This window comes from Streptomyces jeddahensis (genome assembly GCF_001642995.1).
Lineage (GTDB): Bacteria > Actinomycetota > Actinomycetes > Streptomycetales > Streptomycetaceae > Streptomyces > Streptomyces jeddahensis.
Window position 1 is genome coordinate 113,921 of record NZ_LOHS01000075.1, and the last position, 20,840, is coordinate 134,760.

Genomic DNA, 20,840 nt, shown 5'->3' on the forward strand with positions numbered 1-20,840 from the left:
GAAGAAGAGGGAATTCACAGGGTTGCGCCCGTACCGAGGCTTCGAAACCTCGAACAACCAAGGCTTCGCCTACGGCCCGGCAGGGCCGGCCATGAAACGGGTTGCGGTCCAGGGTCACTTGAGGGCTCCCAGCGTGACGCCGGTCCGCCAGTAGCGGCGCATGGCGACCATCATGACGGCCATCGGCACGATGGACAGCAGTGCACCGGTCAGGACCAGGCTGGTCAGGTCCACGCCCGACTCCAGACGCTTGCCCGTCCAGTTGTACAGGCCCAGGTTGAGCGTCCAGTTCTCCTCGCCGCGCAGCACGGTCAGCGGGAGGAAGAACGCGTTCCAGGTGTTCACGAAGGCGAGCAGGAACACCGTGGCGCCGCCCGTGGTCATCATCCGGAGCACGATGCTGACGAAGATCCGCAGCTCACCGGCGCCGTCGATGCGGGCGGCCTCCAGAAGCTCGAAGGGGATCGTGGCCTCGGTGTAGACCTTGGCCAGATACACGCTGAACGGGTTGATCAGGCAGGGGATCAGCATCGCCCAGGGGGTGTCGACCAGGCCAATCGCCGAGAACATCAGATACAGCGGCAGGGTGAGCAGCGCGATCGGGATGAGGAAGGAGCCCACCACGGCCGCGAACACCACGCCCCGCCCGGGGAAGTCGAAGCGGGCCAGCCCGTAGCCCGTGGCGAGGGCGATGAGGGTGCCGCCGAGGGAGCCGACCCCCGCGTACAGGAACGAGTTGGCGGTCCAGCGCAGGAAGATGCCGTCCTCGTACGTGAACACCTGCTGCAGGTTGTCCCACAGGTGGAAGTCGGAGAACCACAGCCCGTTGCTCTGGTACAGCCCGACGCGGTCCTTGGTCGCGGCGATGATCAGCCAGTACACCGGGAACAGGCTGTAGACGCTGGCCAGGACCAGGCCGAGAAGAACGAAGCGCTGGCCGCCCCTTGAACGCGCGGCCGGGTCCGGACGGGTACGCCGCCGCACGGTGCGCCCGCGGGGTGGCACGGCGGCTGTCTCCGTGCCGTTTTCCTTACGGTTGTCTGTCAGCGCCATCAGTCCGCCTCCCTCGAGGTCAGCCGGTAGAAGAGGAAGGACGCGACACCGAGGATCACGGCGAGCAGCACCGACAGGGCAGCGGCGTAGTGGTAGTTGGCGGCGTTGAACGCCTGGTTGTAGATGATCATGATCGGGGTGAAGCTGTCGCTGACCGTCTGCGGGGTCACGTTCCGGAACAGTGCGGGCTCGTTGAAGATCTGCAGCATCTGGATGATCGACAGCAGAGCGGTCAGGACGAGCGCGCCGCGCACGAAGGGGACCTTGATGCTCAGCGCGATCCGCAGCTCCGAGGCGCCGTCCAGACGCGCGGCCTCGAAGAGCTCACGGGGCACGCCCTGGAGCGCCGAGTAGATGATCACCATGTTGTAGCCGATGCCGTGCCAGGTCAGCAGGTTGCCGATGGCCGGCCACACCATCGAGGGCGCGAAGAAGTTCCAGTCGAACCCGAACAGCTCGCCGAGCGGCGTCAGGGGGCCCACCTCGGGGCTGTACAGGTTGATCCACACGATGGCCGCGACCACGCCGGGGATCATGTACGGGACCAGCAGCATGATCCGGTACCGGCCGGCCACCTTCGAGGTGACCGCGTCCAGGAAGAGCGCAAGGACCAGGCTGATGAGCAGCATGAACGGGATCTGGACGCAGGCGAACAGCACCACCCGCAGGATGGAGGTCATGAACGCCGAGTCGGTCAGGCCGTTCCGGTAGTTCTCGAGCCCGACGAACTCCGTGGTCGCGCCGCCGAGCCCCAGCCCGGACTGCTTTTCCAGGTACAGCGACTGGTAGACCGCGTAGCCGATCGGGAGCAGGTAGAGGAAGACGAAGCCGAGCTGGAAGGGCACCGTGAACGCCGCACCCTTCCAGCGCTGGGAGCGAATCATCGGGTGTGCCTCAGCCCTTGACGCTGATGCCGCGCTGCTTCAGGTCGTTGACCGTCCACTCCTGCATGTGCGCCAGGAGGTCGGTGACCTTCTGCTCCTTGCTGACGACCTTGGCCCACTCGTCCTGCATCTCCGTGAACATCGCGGTCCAGTTCGGGCCGAAGGTCCAGTCGGTGGTGACGGTGCCCAGGCTGTCCGTCACGATCTTCTTGGCGGGCTCGTAGTTCTTGCCGAGCAGCTTCTCGGAGATCGCCTCGGAGACGTACGACTCGCTGTCGGACAGCGCCGGCATCACACCGCTGCCGGTCTCCGGGCTCGCCATGGTCTTGACCGCACCGGTGTCGGTGGACATCCACAGCGCCGCCTCGGCGGCCTGCTCCTTGTACTTGCACTGCTCGCTCACCAGAGTCAGGTTGCCGCTCTGGTTGGTCCCGGCCGGGGTCTTGGGAGCCTCGCCCTTGTAGGTCGGCCAGGGGGAGAGCGCCCAGTCGCCGAAGGACTTGGTGAAGTTCTGCACCATGCCGGACATCTGCCAGGTGGAGATCTGCCGGGTCGCGGTGCCGCCGTTGTCGTAGTTGCGCTGCACGGCCGCGTAGTCCGCGAAGGAGAGCTTGGAGTTCAGGTCGTTGTCGATGATGTCCTGGATCACCTTCGCCGCCTTGAGGCTGCCCTCGTCCTGGAAGTTGACCACCCAGGAGTCGCCGTCGACGGAGTACCAGTGTGCGCCGGCCTGCATGGCGAGCACCTCCAGGGTGCTCGGGTCCTCACCGGCGTAGTTGGTGATCTTGATGTCGTGCTTCTTCAGCACCTTGCCCGCGGCGATGAAGTCGTCCCAGGTCTTGGGCGGCTCCAGGTCGTACTTCTTGAAGATGTCGGTGCGGTAGATGGTGAAGGCGGGCGCCGATGCGGTGGGGACGCCGTAGACCTTGCCCTGGACCTGGCCGACGGCCCACGCTCCGGGGTTGAACTTGTCCTTGCTGGACTCGACGTACTGGGTGATGTCGGCCAGGGCGCCCTGCGAGACCCAACTCGTGACGTACTCACCGGTGTTCTGCAGCAGGCAGGGCGCATTGCCGGCCTTGACGGCGTTCGTCAGCTGCTTCTGCATGGTGAGCTGGTCGGTGACCTTGGTGTACTTGAGCTGTACGTCCTTGTGGCTGGCGTTGAACGCCTCGACGACGGCCTTCTGGCCGTTGGCCCAGCCCCAGAAGTCGAGGGTGACCGGACCGGCGGACTTGGACTCGGAGTCGGAGTCTCCGGATCCGCCACAGGCGGAGAGCAGACCTGTCAGCGCGAGACCCGCGACTGCGACGTGGGCGAACCTTCTCCGGGGGCTGGTGGAGTTCATCGTACGGTCATCCTTAGAGACGTAGACGATCGCGGAAGAGGGGCGGCTCGGTGGGGCGACGGCGAGCGAGGCAACCGTCGGCTCGCGTCTCGGGGTCCCCTGCGGAACATGTAGAAAACGGTTGCTGTGAAACGTAGGTGGCGTGCTCCGTTTCACGCAAGAGGCGTACGGCAAATTGTTACGCCGGGTTGTCCGCCACATTGCGCGCCGCGGTAGCCCTGTCTGATCGGCAAGCCGAGACGATCGTGCAGGTCACGGGCGTGCCGGGTGTCATCCATGGTGTCCGCGGACGCCGTACGGCGCTTCAGGACGTCGTCGAAACCGCTTACGTAACAAAAGTCGTCAGGGGCTACGGCTGCCGGGATGAGGGCACATCCCAGGCCCCTTAAGGCAGTGGGGGCGGCTGGACGGAGTTCCGCACGACGACATGCGTGCCCAGCACCAGGTGGTCGCCGTCGCCGCCCTTGCGGCGGCCGGCGCCCCTCTCGCGCCGGTCGGCGACCGCGCGCAGCGCTACGCGGCCCATCTCCTCGTACGGCACGTGAACGGTGGTCAGTTGGGGAGTGAGCTGGGATGCCAGCGGGATGTCGTCGTAGCCGACGATCGACACGTCCTCGGGCACCCTGAGCCCCGCCGCGCGCAGGGCCTGCATGGCGCCCGCGGCGACCACGTCGGTTCCCGCGAGCACCGCCGTGAAGTCGAGCTTGCGGCGCAGGCTCTCCTCGACGGCGTCGTATCCGTGCTCGTAGTCGTAGGGGCCATGCAGCACCATGTCCGGATCGAAGGGCACGCCGTACGCCTCGAAGGCCCGCTGTGCGCCCCTCAACCGGCCCTGGGCCGTGGTGAGTTCGGAGTGGCCCGGCAGTACGAGGACCCGGCGGTGGCCGGCGGACAGCAGATGGCTGGCCATCGCGTAGGCGCCGCCCTCGTTGTCGTAGTCGACCGTCGTCGCCGGTACGTCGCCCTCGAGCGGAGGCCTGCCCACCAGCACGAGATGGGAGCCGGCCGAGTCCAGGGAGCGGGCGAACCGGGCCATGCGCATCTGGTACTCGTCGTAGTCGTACGCGCCGCCGAGCAGGATCACCGCTGCGACGCCCTGCTGGCGCATGAGGTTCACCAGCGCGAGTTCGCGTTCAGGGTCGTCCCCGGTCGTGCCGACCAGGGAGAGCCAGCCGCGCAACGAGGCGGCACCCTCGACGCCCTTGGCCACGTGCGTGAAGGCGGCGCCGGTGATGTTGTTGATGAGGATGGCCACCGTCGGCGTGCCGCCGCCCGCGAGGGAACGGGCGTGGGCGTTGGTGACGTAGTCCAGGTCCCGGACCACTTTCATCACGCGGCGGCGCAGTTCGTCCGACACCGGATAGTTGCCGGACAGGACGCGTGACACGCTGGCGACCGAGACACCGGCCCGCTCCGCCACGTCCCGGATGGTCGCTCGTCCGGGGTCGCCCGACGCCTTGCGCTCACTCACCGTTGCGGCTCCTTCACCGTAGCGACTCCCGCACCGGACGGGCCGGGATCCCGCCCCCCGCCGGTGCTGAAACCGTATCCCATCGTTTCACCAGGACAGAGCGGGGTGCCGGCGCGGAGTTCAGGCGACATGAGCCAGATCCGCATGCCGCACCTCGTGGGCCGGTGGCAGGCCCGCGACGAGGCGTTCCAGTTCCTCGACGACGATGCGCCCGAGGCGTTCCAGCTCGTTGCCGAGCGAGCCCGCGATGTGCGGTGTGAGGAAGACGTTGGGGAGCGCGTACAGCGGCGATGCGGTGGGCAGCGGCTCGGGTTCGGTGACGTCCAGCACCGCGCTGAGACGGCCGGACACCAGCTCGTCGGTGAGCGCGACCGGATCGACCAGGGCGCCGCGGGAGGTGTTGATCAGCACGCCGCCGTCCCTGATGAGGGCGAGCCTGTCGTGGTCCAGCATGCGGTAGGTCTCGGGGATGTCGGGGGCGTGCAGGCTGATGATGTCGCTGCTGCGCAACAGCTCCTCGAGGGACAGGAGTTCGGCGCCCAGGGCGGCTGCTTCGCCGGCGTCCACGTAGGGGTCGTACAAGGCGACCGTGAGATCGAGCGGCTGCAGCAGCTGCAGGAGCCGGCGGCCGACACGTGAGGCGCCGATGACTCCCACGCGACGGCCGAGGTTGCCCGTGTGCGCGGTCTCTGCGGGGGAGGGGTAGGCGTGGGTCCCCCGGTAGCGCTCGCGGTGGGCGAAGGCGTCCTTTCCGGCGAGCAGGATCATCGCGAGCGTGTACTCCGCGACCGGCAGCGCGTTGCCCTTCACCGCGCTGCAGATCGTCACTCCGTCCGCCCACAGGGCCTCGCCGACCAGCGAGCGCACGGAGCCGGCGGCGTGCAGGACGGTGTGCAGCTGCGGTGCCGCGGCGAGGACTTCCTCGTCGAGGTGGGGGCAGCCCCAGCCGGTGATCAGCACCTCCGCCCCGGCCAGTGCCGCGGCGGCAGACGGTTCGGTGAAGTCCTGCACGACGACGTCGGTGTCCAGCTCGGCAAGCTCCTGGAGCCGTGCCATGAGCGGCGGGGGGAAGAGCAGCGGGAGGTGCACCGGATCCATGGCGAACACGGCCCTCGGCGGCTGGACGCTGGGCATGACTCTCCTGAGACTCGGAAACGTTTTAGAAAGCGTCTTCTACCGTAGATCTCCTGCGAAGTGCCGGTCAATGAGCAGGACGACTGCCGGGTACGAGCGTTGTGTCGACGGGCCGGCGGCGAATGCCCACGTCGTGGCGGGTGGAGCCGCAGGCTGGGACGTCTTGCCGGAACTTGGGCGGTCCCGACGCCTGCCGCTGGTGGGGCTGGGATTGGCGCTTGCTCGTAATCGGTTACCCGGCATTCCGCGACGCTGGCAGCGGCCGTGCTCAGGGCGCTGCCCGGTTGCCGTCGGACCGGTTGCCGTCAGTCCGGTTGCCGTCAGCCTGGCGGCGACCGGCTCGCCGACCTGGGCGTCATGACGGGGGAGTGGTTCAAACGGTCGCGTGCATGCGGTTCAGCGCGGCCGCCAGGTCAGGTGTCTCGCTCAGGACCAGGGCTGCGCCGCCGAGTGCGCCGACGCGTGCGCCGAGCCCCAGCTCGGCGGGTACGAGGTCCACGTCACGGGCGAGGGACAGGGCGTGCCGGCGTACCGCGTCCCGCATCGGGGCAAGGAGTACCTCACCGGCCCGGGACAGTTCGCCGCCCACCACGATGCGCTCGGGGTTGAGGAGATTGCACAGGTTGGCGAGGACCTGGCCGACCACGGTGCCCACGTCGGCGAACACCTCCTCGCCCGCGCGCTCCCCGGCCGCGGTGCGGGCCAGGATCTCGTCCAGGCCTGTGTCCTGGCCGAACGCCGGTCGTAGCGCGGTCAGCACGGCCGGGAGGCCGGCCCGCAGCACCAGGCAGCCCCGGTTGCCGCACGGACAGGCCGGCCCGTCGACGTTCACCGACACATGGCCCAGCTCGCCCGCGGCGCCGACCGCTCCGCGGTACAGCCGTCCGTCGAGGATCAGGCCGGAGCCGATGCCGCTGGACAGACCGAAGTAGAAGAGGTTCGCCACGCCGCGACCGGCGCCCCAACGGGCTTCGGCCACCCCTTCAAGACGGGTGTTGTTCTCCACGACGACCGGCAGGCCGAGTGCCCGCTGCAACGCCTCGGCGGCGTGCACATGGGACCAGGGCTGGCCCGGCAGGGACACTCCGACGATTCCGGTCCCCCGGTGAATGGGGCCTGGTACACCCACGCCGACTCCGATGACCTGCTGCCTCTTCACGCCTGCCGTGGCCAGGAGCCGCTGGAGGATCGACACCCCGGCCTCGATGCGCTCGGCCGGTCCCGTGCCCGGGTCGAGGGGCGCCCCGGAGCTGGCGATCTCCCGTGCGCCCAGGTCGCTGAGGTGCACCCAGACGCCGTCGAAGGTGTGGTTCATCCCGGCCACGACGGCCGCTCGCGGGTTTACCAACAACCGGTTTCCGGCTCGCCCGTCGAGATCGCCGTCAGGCTCGTCGGACTCGACGATCAGGCCACGTGCCAGCAGCTCGCTGACGATCGTCGACACGGTGGTCCGGGAGACGCCCGCCTGTCGCGCCAGCTCGGCCCGGTGCAACGGGCCTCGGGCGATCAGTAGGGCGATGACCTGCTCTTCGTTCGATCGCCGCAGGCTCCGTAGTGAACCTCCGGGCTTTCCGTACATGGCAAAGAGGTTACCCAGTCTTTTCGAAAGTGCGTCAAGGCTCTTGACGCAGATTCCGGACAAGGAAGAAGCTCTGCCCGATCGCACGGCAACCGGTTGCCTGACGGATCGGCCGCGGCTCCGCGGCCGGTGATCGCCCGCCGGCTCCACGTAACCACCGCGTCTCTCATCTCCCGTTGTGTGAAGGAAGTCCTCGATGAACGACACCCAGGGCACTGGACTGACCCGGCGCACCCTGATCCAGGCCGCGGGTGCCACCGCCGCCGCGTACTCCCTGATCGGCGCCGCGGCCGGCACCGCGAGAGCCGACGACACGCCCGCATCGGCCGACAAGCTGGTGGTCTATCCCATCCCGAGCGGGGTCCCGACCAACTCGAGCTTCTCCGTCAAGGCCCGCACGCCGGGCGGCGAATGGCAGACGGTGCAGGTCTACCGCGCCAGGGCAAAGCAGATCGACGCCAACACGGGCAGCGGTCCTGTCTTCAACTCGTCCGTCGCCACGTTCGACTTCGACGGCACCGTGGAGGTCGCCGTCACCTCGTCCAAGGGCGCCATCGGCTCCGCGCGGATCCGCCCGCTGTCGTACGACACCCAGTTCACGGTGGATGGCGCCACGGTGAGCTTCACCCTCACCGAGCCGCGCAACCTCTCCATCGAGATCGACGGCGAGATCTTCAACAACCTGCAGCTGCACGCCAACCCGATCGAGTCGAACGCGCCCGACCCCGACGACCCGGACGTCATCTACTTCGGGCCCGGCCTGCACAGGACCACCGACAACGTGGTCAAGGTGCCCAGCGGCAAGACGGTGTACCTGGCCGGCGGCGCGGTGCTGACGTCCCGGGTGGAGTTCGTCAACGTCGAGAACGCCCGGCTGCGCGGCCGCGGTGTGCTGTACAACTCGCCGAGCGGTGTCCTGCTCCAGTACTCCAAGAACATCGAGATCGACGGCGTCATGGTGCTCAACCCGAGCAGCGGCTACGCCTGCACCGTCGGCCAGTCGAAGCAGGTCACCATCCGCAACCTGCACTCCTACAGCCACGGCCAGTGGGGCGACGGCATCGACATCTTCTGCAGCGAGGACGTCCTCATCGAGGGCGTGTGGATGCGCAACTCCGACGACTGCATCGCGATCTACGCCCACCGCTGGGACTACTACGGTGACGTCCGCAACGTCACCGTCCGCAACTCCACCCTCTGGGCGGACGTCGCGCACCCGGTCAACGTCGGCACGCACGGCAACACCGAGAACCCGGAGACCATCGAGAACCTCGTCTTCAGCAACATCGACATCCTCGACCACCGCGAACCGCAGATGGACTACCAGGGCTGCATCGCGCTGAACCCCGGCGACAGCAACCTGGTGAAGAACGTCCGCGCGCAGGACATCCGCGTGGAGGACTTCCGCTGGGGCCAGTTGCTCAACATGCGGGTCATGTACAACAAGACGTACAACACCTCGGTGGGGCGGGGCATCGACGGGGTGTTCATACGGAACCTGACGTACACCGGGACGCGCGCCAATCCCTCCACCTTCGTCGGCTACGACGCGGACCACGCCATCAAGAACGTCACCTTCCAGAACCTGGTCATCAACGGCAAGTTCATCGGCAACGGGATGAGGAAGCCCGGCTGGTACAAGTTCACCGACATGATGCCGGGCTACGCCAACGAGCACGTGCTGAACACGCGGTTCCTGAACTCCACCGAGGCCACGTCCACCAACGCGCCGCAGATCAGCAGCCCGGACCAGGCTACGGCCACCAAGAACCAGGTCTTCAACTACCTGATCACGGCAACCGAGCTGCCGACGTCGTTCAACGCCGACGGGCTGCCGAAGGGGCTGGACATCGACACCGCCACCGGTCTGATCTCCGGGACCGCCGAGGACAACGTCGGCACCTTCACCGTCACCGTCTCGGCCACCAACAGCGTGGGCACCGCGACGCAGACCCTCACGCTCACCGTGCAGCACGCGTGAAGCGGCACCACCTCTGAACTAGGAGTCACCCGTGCTTCCTCTCAGCAGACGGTCCTTCCTCGGCGCGGCCGGTCTCGTGGCCGCGGCCGGAGGCGGACTGCTGTCCGCCTCCGCCTCGGCGGCCTGGGCCCAGGGCGACAAGACTGCGCTGCGGGCCTTCACCCACCCCGGACTGCTGCACAGCGCCGCCGACCTCGCACGCATGAAGGCCGCGGTCGCCGCGCAGGAATCGCCGATCTACGACGGATACCTGGCGTTCGCGGCCCACGCCCGCTCGAAGGCCACGTACACGATCCAGAACACCGGCCAGATCACCACCTGGGGACGCGGCCCCACCAACTTCCAGAACCAGGCGGTCGCCGACTCGGCCGCCGCCTACCAGAACGCCCTCATGTGGTGCGCCACCGGCAACCGCGCGCACGCGGACAAGGCGCGCGACATCCTCAACGCCTGGTCGGCGTCGCTGACCGGGATCACGGGAGCCGACGGCCCGCTCGGCGCCGGCCTGCAGGTCTTCAAGTTCGTGAACGCGGCCGAGCTGCTGCGGCACAGCGACTACGACGGATGGACGGACGCCGACATCGCGCGCTGCGAAGACTCCTTCCTGAACGTCTGGTATCCGGCCATCTCCGGCTACATGCTGTACGCCAACGGCAACTGGGACCTGACGTCCGTCCAGTCCATCCTGGCCATCGGCGTGTTCTGCGAGGAGTGGACGCTCTTCGAGGACGCCCTGCGCTTCGCCGCGGCAGGCGCGGGCAACGGCAGCGTCCGGGGGCGCATCGTCACCGACGCGGGTCAGGGCCAGGAGAGCGGCCGCGACCAGGGCCACGAGCAGCTCGCCGTCGGCCTGCTCGCCGACGCGGCGCAGGTCGCCTGGAACCAGGGCGTCGACCTGTGGGGCTTCGACGACAACCGCATCCTCGCCAACTTCGAGTACGCCGCCCGCTACAACCTCGGCGGCGACGTCCCCTTCACCCCCGACCTCGACCGCACCGGCAAGTACATCAAGACGTCCGTGTCGGACAGGGCGCGCGGCAACCTGCCGCCGATCTACGAGATGGCGTACGCGCACTACGTGGGCGTACGCGGCCTGGACGCCCCGTACACGAAGAACGCCGTCTTCCGTGGCACCGGCGGTGCGCGCGTGGTGGAGGGAAGCAACGACGACCTGCCGAGCTGGGGCACCTTCGCCTACGCCGGCCCGACGGCCCCCTCGCCAGGCGTGCCGGCAGCTCCGGCCGGTGTCACCGCGGTGGGGACGGACGACGCGGTCACCGTGTCGTGGCTGCCGTCCGCGTGGGCGACCGGCTACACGGTGCGGCGGGCCACCAGCCCCGACGGCGCGTACGAGACCGTCGCGTCCGGCATCGACACGCCGACGTACAAGGACCGCGACGCACGCGTGGGCCGGACGTACTACTACACGGTCAGCGCCGCCAACTCCCAAAAGGAAAGCGGGAGTTCGGCATGGGCGTCGGCGGCCGCCGGTGTGCCCGAGCCCTGGTCGACCCGGGACGTGGGGGACGTGAAGATCCCCGGCTCCGCCCTCTTCGACGGGGAGCGCTTCGTTCTGGAGACGAGCGGCACCGCGGACACCTACCGGCTGGTGCACCTGCCGCTGGACGGCGACGGCACCGTCACCGCGCGCATCGTGTATCCGCTGAGCTCGCAGTACTCCAAGATCGGCGTCACCCTCCGCGACTCCCTCGACGCCGACGCCCCGCACGCCTCCATGCTGATCCAGGGCCTGCCGCTGCACACCTGGAGCGGCGTGTGGACCGTGCGCCCGTCGACCGGGGCGGACGTCTCCGCCACCGGCCGCACGCCGGTACCGCCGTCCCAGCAGCAGGCCATCACCACCTCCGCCTCGTTCCCGATCTCCAACCTCGGAGCCCTGCCTGAGTCGGCGACGCCGCTCGAGGCGCCGTACGTCGAAGGCGCGGGCGACGGCTACCGGCTGCGGATGCCGTACTGGGTGCGCGTCACCCGGAAGGGCAAGCGCTGCACCGGAGCGATCTCCCCGGACGGCATCCGGTGGACCGAAGTGGGCTCCACCGAGGTCGACCTGGGGCGGACGGCGTACGCGGGTCTCGTCCTCACCTCCTGCCTGGGCGTCGACGAGGAGTACGCCGAGACCGGCACCGGGGCCTTCGACAACGTCAGCGTGGTGTCGTCCGCGTTCGGCGAGGTCTGGTCCGTGCCCCGCCCGGCGCGCACCGCGACCGATCTGCGTGCGACCGCAGGCGCCGACGCGGTCGAGCTGGCCTGGACCGACCCGGACCTGTCGGCGCGGTACAAGGTGCTGCGGTCGACGGACGCCGACGGCCCTTACGTGACCATCGCGACCGGTGTCGGCCCGGTGGGCTTCGGCACCCGCATCCAGTACGCGGACGCGACCGGGACTCCCGGCACGACGTACCACTACGCGGTCGCCAAGACCAACTGCGGGGGACGCGGCCCGCTGTCGGATTCCGCCTCCGCGCAGATGCCGACACCGTCCGTGCCCGCGATCATCTCCGCAGCCACCGCGTTCGCCAACCAGGGCGTCGCGTTCCGCCATCTGCTGAGGGCCTCGCACGAGCCCATACGGTTCAGCGCGGACGGCCTGCCCGACGGCCTGCGCATCGACAAACGCACCGGGCTCATCTCCGGAACGCCCAACGAGACCGGCGAGTTCACCGTCACCACCAGCGTGGGCAATGCGGCGGGTACCGCGACGGACACCCTCACCCTCACGGTCGGCACGCCTCCGCCGGACCCCTGGACTTACGGCGACCTCGGAGACGTGGTCTTCGACGACCGGGCGTTCGGGACCTTCGGAGTCGTGGCGATGCCCACCCCCGGGATCACCGCGTACGAAGACGGGACCTTCGTCGTGCGGGGTGCCGGCTCGGATCTCACGGTCAACAACCAGGGGATGACCGGCCAGTTCGTGCGACGGCCCGTCACCGGCGACTGTGAGATCACCGCCCGGCTGGTCTCACGCGACGGTGCCACCGGCGACCGGGTGGGGCTGCTCATGGCCAAGTCCCTGTCGCCGTTCGACCAGGCGGCCGGGGCGATCGTCACGGGCGGGACGAGCGCGCAGCTCATGCTCCGCACCACGGTGGCCGGAAGGTCGGCCTTCACCGGGAACGGAACGGCCACCCTCCCCAGCCTGCTGCGGCTGAAGCGCACCGGGACCGCCTTCAGCGCAGCCGTCTCCACCGATGACGGCGCCACCTGGACCACGGTCGCCACGGGAGAGATCCCCGGCTTCGGTGACGCCCCCTACTACGTGGGTCTCGTGGTGTGCTCGCGCGTACCCCTGGCCCGCTGCACCACGCGATTCAGCGAGGTGAGCATCACCCCCACATAAATCCTCCAGCGGGATCGGAGATGCACAGCAATGAGCCGCACATTCCCCCACACGAACAACCTGCCAAGAGAGGTGAGCCGCCGCGGTCTCCTGCGGACCGCGGGCGGTCTCACCGCCGCCCTCGCCCTGGGCGGCGCCACCGCGGCGCTGACCGGCGGCACCGCGGGCGCCGCACCCGCGACCTTCACCCACCCCGGCATGCTGCACAACGCCGGTGACATCAACCGGGCCAAGGTCAGGGTCGCCGCGGGCGACGACCCCTGGCTGTCCGGCTGGAACCGGCTGACCGCCAACTCCCACTCCCAGTCAACCTGGACGCCCAACCCGCAGGCCACGATCTACCGCGGATCGGGCTGGCCCGAGAACTACGGCATCCTCTACAACGACATCGCCGCCGCCTACCAGAACGCCCTCCGTTGGGTCGTCGGCGGCACCAGCGCCAACGCGGACTGCGCCGTCCGTATCCTCAACGCCTGGGCGAACACGCTCACGTCGATCCAGGGCAGCGCGGACCGGTTCCTCGCCGCCGGCATCTACGGCTGGGAGTTCTGCCAGGCCGCCGAACTCATGCGCGGCTACGCCGGGTTCGACCTGGCGAAGTTCCAGCAGATGATGCTGAACGTCTTCTACCCGATGAACAACGACTTCGTGACCCGCCACAACGGCGCCTGCATCACCAACTACTGGGCGAACTGGGACCTGTGCAACATGGCCTCCGTGCTGGCCATCGGGATCCTGTGCGACGACGGCGCCAAGTACGACCAGGCCGTCAACTACTTCAAGACCGGCGCGGGCAACGGCTCCATCCAGCACGCCGTCCCGTTCCTGTACTCGAACGTCGAGGGCTACGACCTCGGCCAGTGGCAGGAGTCCGGCCGCGACCAGGGCCACACCATGATGGGCATGGGCCAGATGGGCGCGATCTGCGAGATGGCCTGGAACCAGGGCGACGACCTGTACAGCTACGACAGCAGGAGGTTCTTCAAGGCGGCCCAGTACGTCGCCAAGTACAACCTGGGCATGGACGTGCCCTACACCACCTACACCTGGGGCAGCGGCACGAACTGCTCCCAGCAGTCGCAGACCGTGATCGGCTCCGGCAGTCGCGGCCAGGTCCGTCCGGTGTGGGCCATGCTCCACTTCCACTACAACCGGCGCCTGTACCTGGACGACAAGTACATCTCGCAGATGTACTACAACCTGGTCGCCCCGGAGGGCGGCGGCGGTGACTACGGCTCCACGAGCGGCGGCTACGACCAGCTCGGCTTCGGCACGCTGATGTACGCCAAGTAGGACCGCCGCGAGAGTCGGCGCACGGCAGCCAACGGGACGGCTGCCAGCCGGCACAGGGTGGTACGGCGGCCTTCACCGGCACGCCGTACCACCCTGCGGTGTGTGGGGGGTGTGCTGTGTCGGGCCCGCGGAAGCGGTGACGCACAGCCCGTGGCCCGCTCCGGATCGTGATGCGACAAAGAGGATGTCAAATCCCAATTCGGGCATGGCGAATGCCCGTGGCGTGAGGTGGATCACGTCTCCTTGTGGACGCCTGAAACCCGTGGCTAACGTCCTCGCAACCTGCTTGAGGGAAACCGCCGAGGCCGGATGCCGAGTCCTCATCCATGCCACCCGGTGGACCCCCGAGCGCAACGTGAACATCAGCGGGGCATCCTGACCCGTCGCCGCCGGCCGTCCCTCGTCCGCGTCCAGACCACGCGCACGGCACCAGAAGGCTCCGGCTCGGAAAGGCGCCCCTCGTGCGGCCGGCCCCTCGCGGTCCCGGTCCGCACCCGGCACCTCATCCGACAGGCAGCAGGGAGTCGCCCCATGCTTCTTTTCGCATGCCCCGAGACGCGAGACGGACGAACGGTCCGCGGCGTCACCGCCGCGGGCGCCGCCGACGCCGTGTCCCCGTCCGCCTGTACTCCCGCGCCATGAGCCCGTTCCCGCTGCGCGTCCTCACCGGAGCCGTGTGCGCCGCCGCCGTCGAGATGGCAGCGATGACCACCGCGCTTGCCCTGTATCCGTTCGGCTTCGGCGAAGACGGGGCGACTGCGACCGCCGGGCTCCGGGCCGTCGACCCGTCGGACGAGGCCGCTTCCGGGGCCCGTACGCACCGTGTGCAGGCCGCCGCCGATGACATCCCCGTCGTGCTGGTGCACGGGATGAGCAGCAATCGGGCGATCTTCCACGTCCTCCGGCGGGACCTGCGCCGGGCGGGTTTCCGGCAGGTGAGCGTGCCCAACTACAGCTGGCTCACCACGGACGTCCGCAAGGCCGCGCGCATGCTGGCCGCGGAGGTGGAGCGGCTGTGCGAGCGCGGAGGCCACGAGCGCGTCCATGTGATCGGGCACAGCCTCGGCGGCCTGATCGCCCGCTACTACGTGCAACGCCTGGGCGGCCACGCGCGCGTGCACACACTTGTCACCCTCGGCGCGCCGCATCAGGGCACGCTGGTCGCCATGCTGCCGCTGCCGCACCCGGTGATTCGGCAGCTCAGGCCGGGCAGTGACCTGCTCACCGAACTCGCGGAGCCCGCTCCCGGCTGCGCGACCAGTTTCGTCGCGTTCCACAGCGACCTCGACGAGCTGGTCATCCCCACCGCCAGCGCCCGGCTTGACCACCCGGACCTGCGCACCAGCAACATTCCGGTACGGGCCGTCGGCCACGTGTCGCTTCCCCTGCACCGCAGAGTCGTGAGCGAAGTCTGCCGCGTGCTCCACGACGCGCACCGGCCCGAGACCACCGCGGCGGCCTGAGCGGCAACCTTTCCTCGTCTGGCGGCGACGTCCCTGCGTCATCACCCCCCACTCACAGCAGGGCAGACGACGCTACGCCTGGGCGGCGTGCACCTCTGCCTGGGCCGACGACGTGTGTTCTCCGGCACCAGCGGCCGCAACGAGAGTGGCGGCACCGCCGCGGCGGCGACCACGCTCACCGTGGCACAGGACGGCTCCGGTCAGTACAGGACCGTGCAGGCCGCGGTCGACGCCGTACCGGCAAACAACACCTCACGGGTCGTCATCTCCATCAAGCCCGGCACCTACCGGGAGACGGGAAGCGCTGGGACGGTACCTCGGCGGGCTATGTCACAGCGCCCAGCACCCCCGCCGACCGCCCTTTCATGACGGCAACGGCCCGCCGGTCGCGCGGCGGGCCGTCCCGGCATGTGCGTACGGCGCGCTGGGCGTGACCGATGTGGCCAGTTTTGTTCGTACGAGCGGGGAACCCGGCCATCGGCGGTACCGCAACCGGTGAGCGAGGAGATCCGACTCGCGGCAGAAGGAGGCGAGGTGCACCGTGCTCCAGCACCACGTCCTCCAGCACTCCGTCCTTCGGCACCTGCGGACGGCCCGCTGTCTGTGCGACGCCGACTCGTCCGTGGTGGCGGTGCGGGCGGTGAGCCGGTTTCTGCGCGGGCCGGACTTCCGCGCCCTCGGCAGGGGGCCGGGCTCCGCCCGGCTCGCCGACGTGCTCTCGCACCTTCCCTCAGACGCGCGGCGCCGCGCGTACCTCCTCGTCGCGGCGATGCACGGCGCGCCGGTCTCCCTGGTGCGGGGGCTGACCGGCGAGGACCTCGCGGCGTGGACTGTCCGGCAGTACGGGAACGGCCCGTACCCGGCCGTCTTCATAGGGGCGGGCAGCGGCGCCGCCGTCCATCTGGCCGCCGCCCTGGGCGCGCCCGTCCTGCCGCAGACCTGTCTGGTGCCGGTGCGGGCCCGGCTCGATCCCGACCGGCCCCGGGCCGCGATGATGGCCGGCCTGCACCTCGGCCGCCGGATGGTGGAGGCCAACCCGGACCTGGCGCTGTGCCATATACACGACCCCGGCCAGAACCGGGCGATGACCGTGCGGTTCGCCTGCTTCCGCTTCAAGCGGCTGCGGCTCGGGGCGACGCTGCAGGGTTTCCTCGAGCGGAGCCTCGCCCCGGGCGCGACGATCTTCGTCGTCGACTGCACCCTGGCCTGGCCGATGTCCGTACTGGGCGAGCGGCACCGCTTCCAGTTCGGCGCCCTGGGCGGGATGACGGCCGACGAGTACGGGGCCGGCAGCGAACGGATCGCCCGGTTCCTCGCCGAGCAGGGCGCGAGCGTCCGGCAGTGGGACGCACCGCCGCCGGACGAGCTGTATCCGGAAGCGGAATGGGGCTACGACGACGCGCTCACAGCGGACGTGCTCGAACTGGCGCGCCGCTGCGGATACCAGGTGCGCCGCATCACCATCGCCGAGCCGGAGCATCTCAGCCCGCTCGTCGCGGAGTTCCACCGCTGGTGGTACCGCAGGCGCGGCCTGCCGGACGACCGCCTGCTCATCGAGACGTACACCCAGTGGGAGCCGTACTGGGCGCTGCGCCTCGGTGCCGTGCCCTTCTGGCTCCAGTTCACCACCCGGCCCTCGTACCGCTGCGCGACCGACTACCTGGCGCACGCCGAGCCGTACCAGCGCATCCACGTGAGCCTGTTCTCCAACGGACAGCGCTCGGTGGGTCTCGTCCCGGTGGAGCACTGGCGCGGGCTGGCCCGGCGGTACGCCGGGACGGCTGGGGGGACCATCGGCGTGGACGAGCGGGCCTATCCAGAAGATCTCGGCAGCGTGCTGCGGTACCGGCCCGCGCTTGCCGCCCTCCCCGGGTGGCATCCGCTCCCACCTCCCGTGGGCATGGCGGAACTGGACGAGTTCCTCGCCGGGATCCGGGGCACCGCGGCGTACCAGGCGGCTTCGATGGAGACCCTGCTCGGGAGTTGAGCAGGTCGGGCAGCGCCCCGAAGGGGCGCGGGGAACTGCGCGACCAGCCACGACGGTGCCGCAGACGATCGACGGCGCATCGCGCCCCCCAATGCGCCTGCAGGGCGGGCCCGCGGAGGTGGCCGGCCGCGGGCCGGCCACCTCCTGTGCACCGTCAGACGGTGGTGCGCTGACGCGCGGCGTTGATCACCGACTTGCGCTGGCGGTGGCGCCGTTCGTAGTCCAGGGTCTGCAGCGCGAGGGCGGAGTCGGCGGTCTTCAGCCGCCGGTGGATCTGGTCCAGGCTCATGGTGTCGTAGTCGGGCCACGGCTGGTCGCCGCGCAGCCGCTCGATGGCGTTGAGGACACCCGCCCGGTTGGCGTGGGCGCGCTCGTATCCCTCGACCACGGTGAGCTCGTCCTGCGGGAGCGTGCGCAACCGCTGGGTGATGTCGGAGACGGTGAGCTGCCCGTAGTCGGAGATCGGCAGGTCGTCCTCGCGGGCCGCCGCGCCCTGGACCTCCTTGGCCATCCCGGTCATGCCGGGCACCTTGCGGATCGCGCCGGTGGCCGTGCGTGCCGTCTGCCGGCCACCGGTCTGGGCGGCGCCCCGCAGCCGGCCGACGGCGGTGCGCACCACACGGGTGGCCGCGCCGGTCAGGCCGCCGTCGGACTCCTCCGACCGCCCGCCGTCGGCCGTCGCCACGGCACGCGCGTGTTCGGCGACGCTGTCCTTGAGGGCGTCCAGGAGTTTCTCGTCCTGGCGGCGCAGCGAGGCGAGCAGACGGGCCGCCTCTCCGTCGCTGGCCTGGGCGGCGATGCTCTCCCCGGCACGGCAGGCGGCCACTGCCCGGGAGGTGATCGCGTACTCGTCCTCGGCGTTCTTCAGCAGGCGGCGTTCGTCCGCCTCGTGCCTGCCGCGCAGAGTCCGGCCCGCGATCGAGGCGCCGATCTCGAGCGGCAGTGTGGTCGTGCGGACGGTGCCCTTGGCGATCGTGCGGACCGTGCCTGCGGCGTCCCGCAGCGGACTGCGCGGACGGATGTCGCTGACATGGTCGTCGATACGGCTGATGTGGTCCTGTGCGTCGGCGACGTGGCGTTCCAGCGCCTGCCGGTGCGGGCCGTCGGGGGTGCGGGCCATGTCCGACCGGAACCGGTCGATGACCGCGGCATGGGCCTCGCAGGCGTCTTCCAACGCCGGTATGAGGACATCGGTCGTCACTGTCATGGCGTGTTTCCCTGGTGGTCTGGTGGTCTGGTGGTCTCGGGCGGCTGGTGGGGCCCGCGCCGTGCACGAGACGGCTGTCCGTTCGGCAGCCGTGCCTTCGCGGCGCGGATCCGTCCGGCGGCAGTGGTCGGGCGCTCGGCGAGCAGACGATCGTGGCGCGTCCTTGTGGCGGGCCCAGCGATCGGCTGCGGCCTCGTCGCGCGTCACCTCCCGGGGCGCAAGGTGTCCGTCCAGGCGAACCGCACTCCTGGCCATGTGCGCCTGAGGTGTGCCCGGGGGACGTGCGGGTGGTTGCGGTTGGCGTGTCCCGGTCGAGTGGAGTGGCCGGCGCCCTGCATGGCGGCCGCTGAGGGTGGGGGCCGTCAGGGCAGGGATCCGCGTACTCGCCGTCAGGGATGCACCGGGGTGTCGGTGTCAGTCTCCGGCTGTGATCTGGATGTGGCGGGGCTTCGTCGTCTCCGCCTTGGGGACGGTGATGGTCAGCACGCCGTCGCGGAGCGCCGCGTTGACGCCTTCGGCGTTCGCGTCTCCGGGCAGCAGGGTGCGGTACTCGAAACGGCCGGTGCGGCGGGTGCTCCGGCGCAGCGTGCCGGCGCGCTCGCGCTCCTTGAACTCGCCGCGGCCAGCGGGTCCCTGGCCCAGCCGGGGAATCGCCGTTCTGTAAGCCTTCCGGGCATACCACGTCGCACAGGCAGAGTCATACAGCCACCTCCGTATGAGATTTGTCCTGTTATGCGGCGATTGGGTACCCGCTAGCGTGATCACCACACCGGATTCGGCGGATCTGGCCGACACGCAGTCTGTGACGCAGGCCGTGATGGGGCTGCAGGGGCCGCGATGATGTTCACCGTTGAACGGGCCCACGCTGAATGGCCGTACGCTGAACGGCCCGCGCGGTTGAACCTTGAACTCGCGACCTGGTTGAACTGTTGAACCGGCGAACTGGTTGAACCGGCGAACTGGTTGAGCCAGCGAACTGGTTGGCTTGAGCCGGTTGGACTCCTGAACCGCGTGGCCTAGTGAGCACCCTGCGGAACGCCGGTGGCCTCCAGGATCACGCGGGCGACCAACTCGGGAGCATCGTTCATGGGGACGTGGCCGCAGCCGGGCAGCGGCACCAGCCGTGCCTCGGGGATCATGGCCTTGACCCGGTAGGCCTGCCAGGGCGGCAGGACACGGTCCCAGGTTCCCCATGCGATGGTGACCGGCACACCGGGGATGTCCCCGCTGAACAGCACACCATCGCGGCCGGCCCGCAGCGTGGACCCGAACGCCGCAGCGTCCCGCAGCGCCCGCAGCGAGGCCATCACCGTCTCCGGCGGGCACAGACCGGACCTGCCGTAGAGGGTGCCGGTCAGTGCGGCGCGCCCGGCCGCGCTCCGCGCCAGCCATCCCACCGCCTCGTCGGGCAGCAACCGTACGCCCTGCCGGGCAGCGGTCAGCATGGCGTACGCGTACCGCCGCTCGGCGCCCGTCCAGAACCCGGCCGGGGCCAGCGCCGTCACGCTGCGCGCAAGCCCGGCCTGCCCCAGGCGGAGCGCGATCAGCCCGCCCAGCGAGTGGCCGACCACATGCGGCCTGGTCACGTCCAGCTTCTCGAAGACGGCACCCAGCCAGGCCACAGCCGTCTCCAGGTCGCGCGGCACGGTCGGATCGAGGTCCGGTGACTCTCCGAAGCCGGGCAGATCCATGGCGATCGTGTCGTGCGAGTCGGCCAGCAGCGGCACGACCGAACCCCACGCCTGCCGGTGGTAACCGAGTCCGTGGAGCAGTACCAGGGGCTCCCCTGTGCCCTCCCGCTCGTACGCCACCGTCACCGGCTCGAGGCCCTCGGCACGGCCCTCCACGAAGGACGCCGCGCGCGGCGGGACCACGACGGTCCCCGCCTCATGCCGGCCCGCGCCGTCGGACCGGGGCTGCCCGCCGACCAGGTGGCGACGGACGTATCCCGCCGCCGCCCGAGCCGTGCGGCCCGGCCGGTCCGCGACTGCGATGAAGGAAGACAGCAGCGCCATCGCCAGCACCCACCTCGCGCTGCGGCACTCCGCTACGGGAGCCTGCAGCGCTCCCTTTCGGGAG

The 20,840-nt window shown here is 69.7% G+C and carries 14 protein-coding genes and 1 pseudogene; 6 read left to right on the forward strand and 9 right to left on the reverse strand.

Annotation, left to right across the window (positions count from 1 at the left end):
• Window positions 1-114: 114 nt before the first annotated feature.
• The 6 genes from STSP_RS14770 to STSP_RS14795 all read right to left on the reverse strand — a co-directional run bounded on the left by STSP_RS14770 (window position 115) and on the right by STSP_RS14795 (window position 7,469).
• Entirely contained in the window at window positions 115-1,053 is a 939-nt protein-coding gene (locus tag STSP_RS14770; protein WP_232789639.1) for a carbohydrate ABC transporter permease, read from the reverse strand.
• Window positions 1,053-1,937 (reverse strand): carbohydrate ABC transporter permease, encoded by an 885-nt coding sequence (locus tag STSP_RS14775; RefSeq protein ID WP_067277246.1) that lies wholly within the window; start codon window positions 1,935-1,937, stop codon window positions 1,053-1,055. Before STSP_RS14775 ends, STSP_RS14770 begins: the two co-directional genes overlap by 1 nt.
• A gap of 10 nt (window positions 1,938-1,947) precedes the next feature.
• Window positions 1,948-3,285 (reverse strand): ABC transporter substrate-binding protein, encoded by a 1,338-nt coding sequence (locus STSP_RS14780; protein WP_067277248.1) that lies wholly within the window; start codon window positions 3,283-3,285, stop codon window positions 1,948-1,950.
• A 385-nt stretch (window positions 3,286-3,670) separates the two neighbouring features.
• Complete coding sequence (locus STSP_RS14785) at window positions 3,671-4,756, reverse strand: LacI family DNA-binding transcriptional regulator (RefSeq protein ID WP_067277251.1); 1,086 nt, start codon at window positions 4,754-4,756, stop codon at window positions 3,671-3,673.
• A 120-nt stretch (window positions 4,757-4,876) separates the two neighbouring features.
• On the reverse strand, window positions 4,877-5,890 hold the full coding sequence (locus STSP_RS14790; protein WP_198547342.1) for a hydroxyacid dehydrogenase: 1,014 nt from the start codon (window positions 5,888-5,890) through the stop codon (window positions 4,877-4,879).
• Between the two features lie 373 nt (window positions 5,891-6,263).
• Window positions 6,264-7,469, reverse strand: a complete 1,206-nt coding sequence (locus STSP_RS14795; RefSeq protein ID WP_067277253.1) for an ROK family transcriptional regulator — start codon at window positions 7,467-7,469, stop codon at window positions 6,264-6,266.
• Window positions 7,470-7,665: 196 nt separating this feature from the next.
• Here STSP_RS14795 and STSP_RS14800 point away from each other — a divergent pair, with 196 nt between their 5' ends.
• The 6 genes and pseudogenes from STSP_RS14800 (at window position 7,666) to STSP_RS14820 (ending at window position 17,554) form a co-directional block, all read left to right on the forward strand.
• Complete coding sequence (locus tag STSP_RS14800) at window positions 7,666-9,450, forward strand: Ig domain-containing protein (RefSeq protein WP_067277255.1); 1,785 nt, start codon at window positions 7,666-7,668, stop codon at window positions 9,448-9,450.
• A gap of 31 nt (window positions 9,451-9,481) precedes the next feature.
• The gene (locus tag STSP_RS14805; RefSeq protein WP_067277256.1) at window positions 9,482-12,811 is read left to right on the forward strand and encodes an alginate lyase family protein; all 3,330 of its coding nucleotides are present in this window, start codon (window positions 9,482-9,484) and stop codon (window positions 12,809-12,811) included.
• A gap of 30 nt (window positions 12,812-12,841) precedes the next feature.
• Window positions 12,842-14,104, forward strand: a complete 1,263-nt coding sequence (locus STSP_RS14810) for an alginate lyase family protein (protein WP_067277257.1) — start codon at window positions 12,842-12,844, stop codon at window positions 14,102-14,104.
• Window positions 14,105-14,742: 638 nt separating this feature from the next.
• Window positions 14,743-15,567 (forward strand): esterase/lipase family protein, encoded by an 825-nt coding sequence (locus tag STSP_RS14815; RefSeq protein WP_067277258.1) that lies wholly within the window; start codon window positions 14,743-14,745, stop codon window positions 15,565-15,567.
• A 105-nt stretch (window positions 15,568-15,672) separates the two neighbouring features.
• Window positions 15,673-15,864 (forward strand): annotated as a pseudogene (locus STSP_RS37065) (pectinesterase family protein); the annotation flags it as partial.
• A gap of 244 nt (window positions 15,865-16,108) precedes the next feature.
• Entirely contained in the window at window positions 16,109-17,554 is a 1,446-nt protein-coding gene (locus tag STSP_RS14820) for a hypothetical protein (RefSeq protein WP_078067176.1), read from the forward strand.
• 154 nt (window positions 17,555-17,708) lie between these two features.
• Here STSP_RS14820 and STSP_RS14825 read toward each other — a convergent pair whose 3' ends face one another.
• The 3 genes from STSP_RS14825 to STSP_RS14835 all read right to left on the reverse strand — a co-directional run bounded on the left by STSP_RS14825 (window position 17,709) and on the right by STSP_RS14835 (window position 20,776).
• Entirely contained in the window at window positions 17,709-18,761 is a 1,053-nt protein-coding gene (locus STSP_RS14825; RefSeq protein ID WP_067277259.1) for a hypothetical protein, read from the reverse strand.
• 414 nt (window positions 18,762-19,175) lie between these two features.
• On the reverse strand, window positions 19,176-19,625 hold the full coding sequence (locus tag STSP_RS37070) for an Hsp20/alpha crystallin family protein (protein ID WP_078067177.1): 450 nt from the start codon (window positions 19,623-19,625) through the stop codon (window positions 19,176-19,178).
• Between the two features lie 152 nt (window positions 19,626-19,777).
• Window positions 19,778-20,776 carry an alpha/beta fold hydrolase gene (locus STSP_RS14835; RefSeq protein ID WP_078067184.1) on the reverse strand — a complete coding sequence of 333 codons (999 nt, stop codon included), beginning with the start codon at window positions 20,774-20,776 and terminating at the stop codon, window positions 19,778-19,780.
• Window positions 20,777-20,840: the final 64 nt, after the last annotated feature.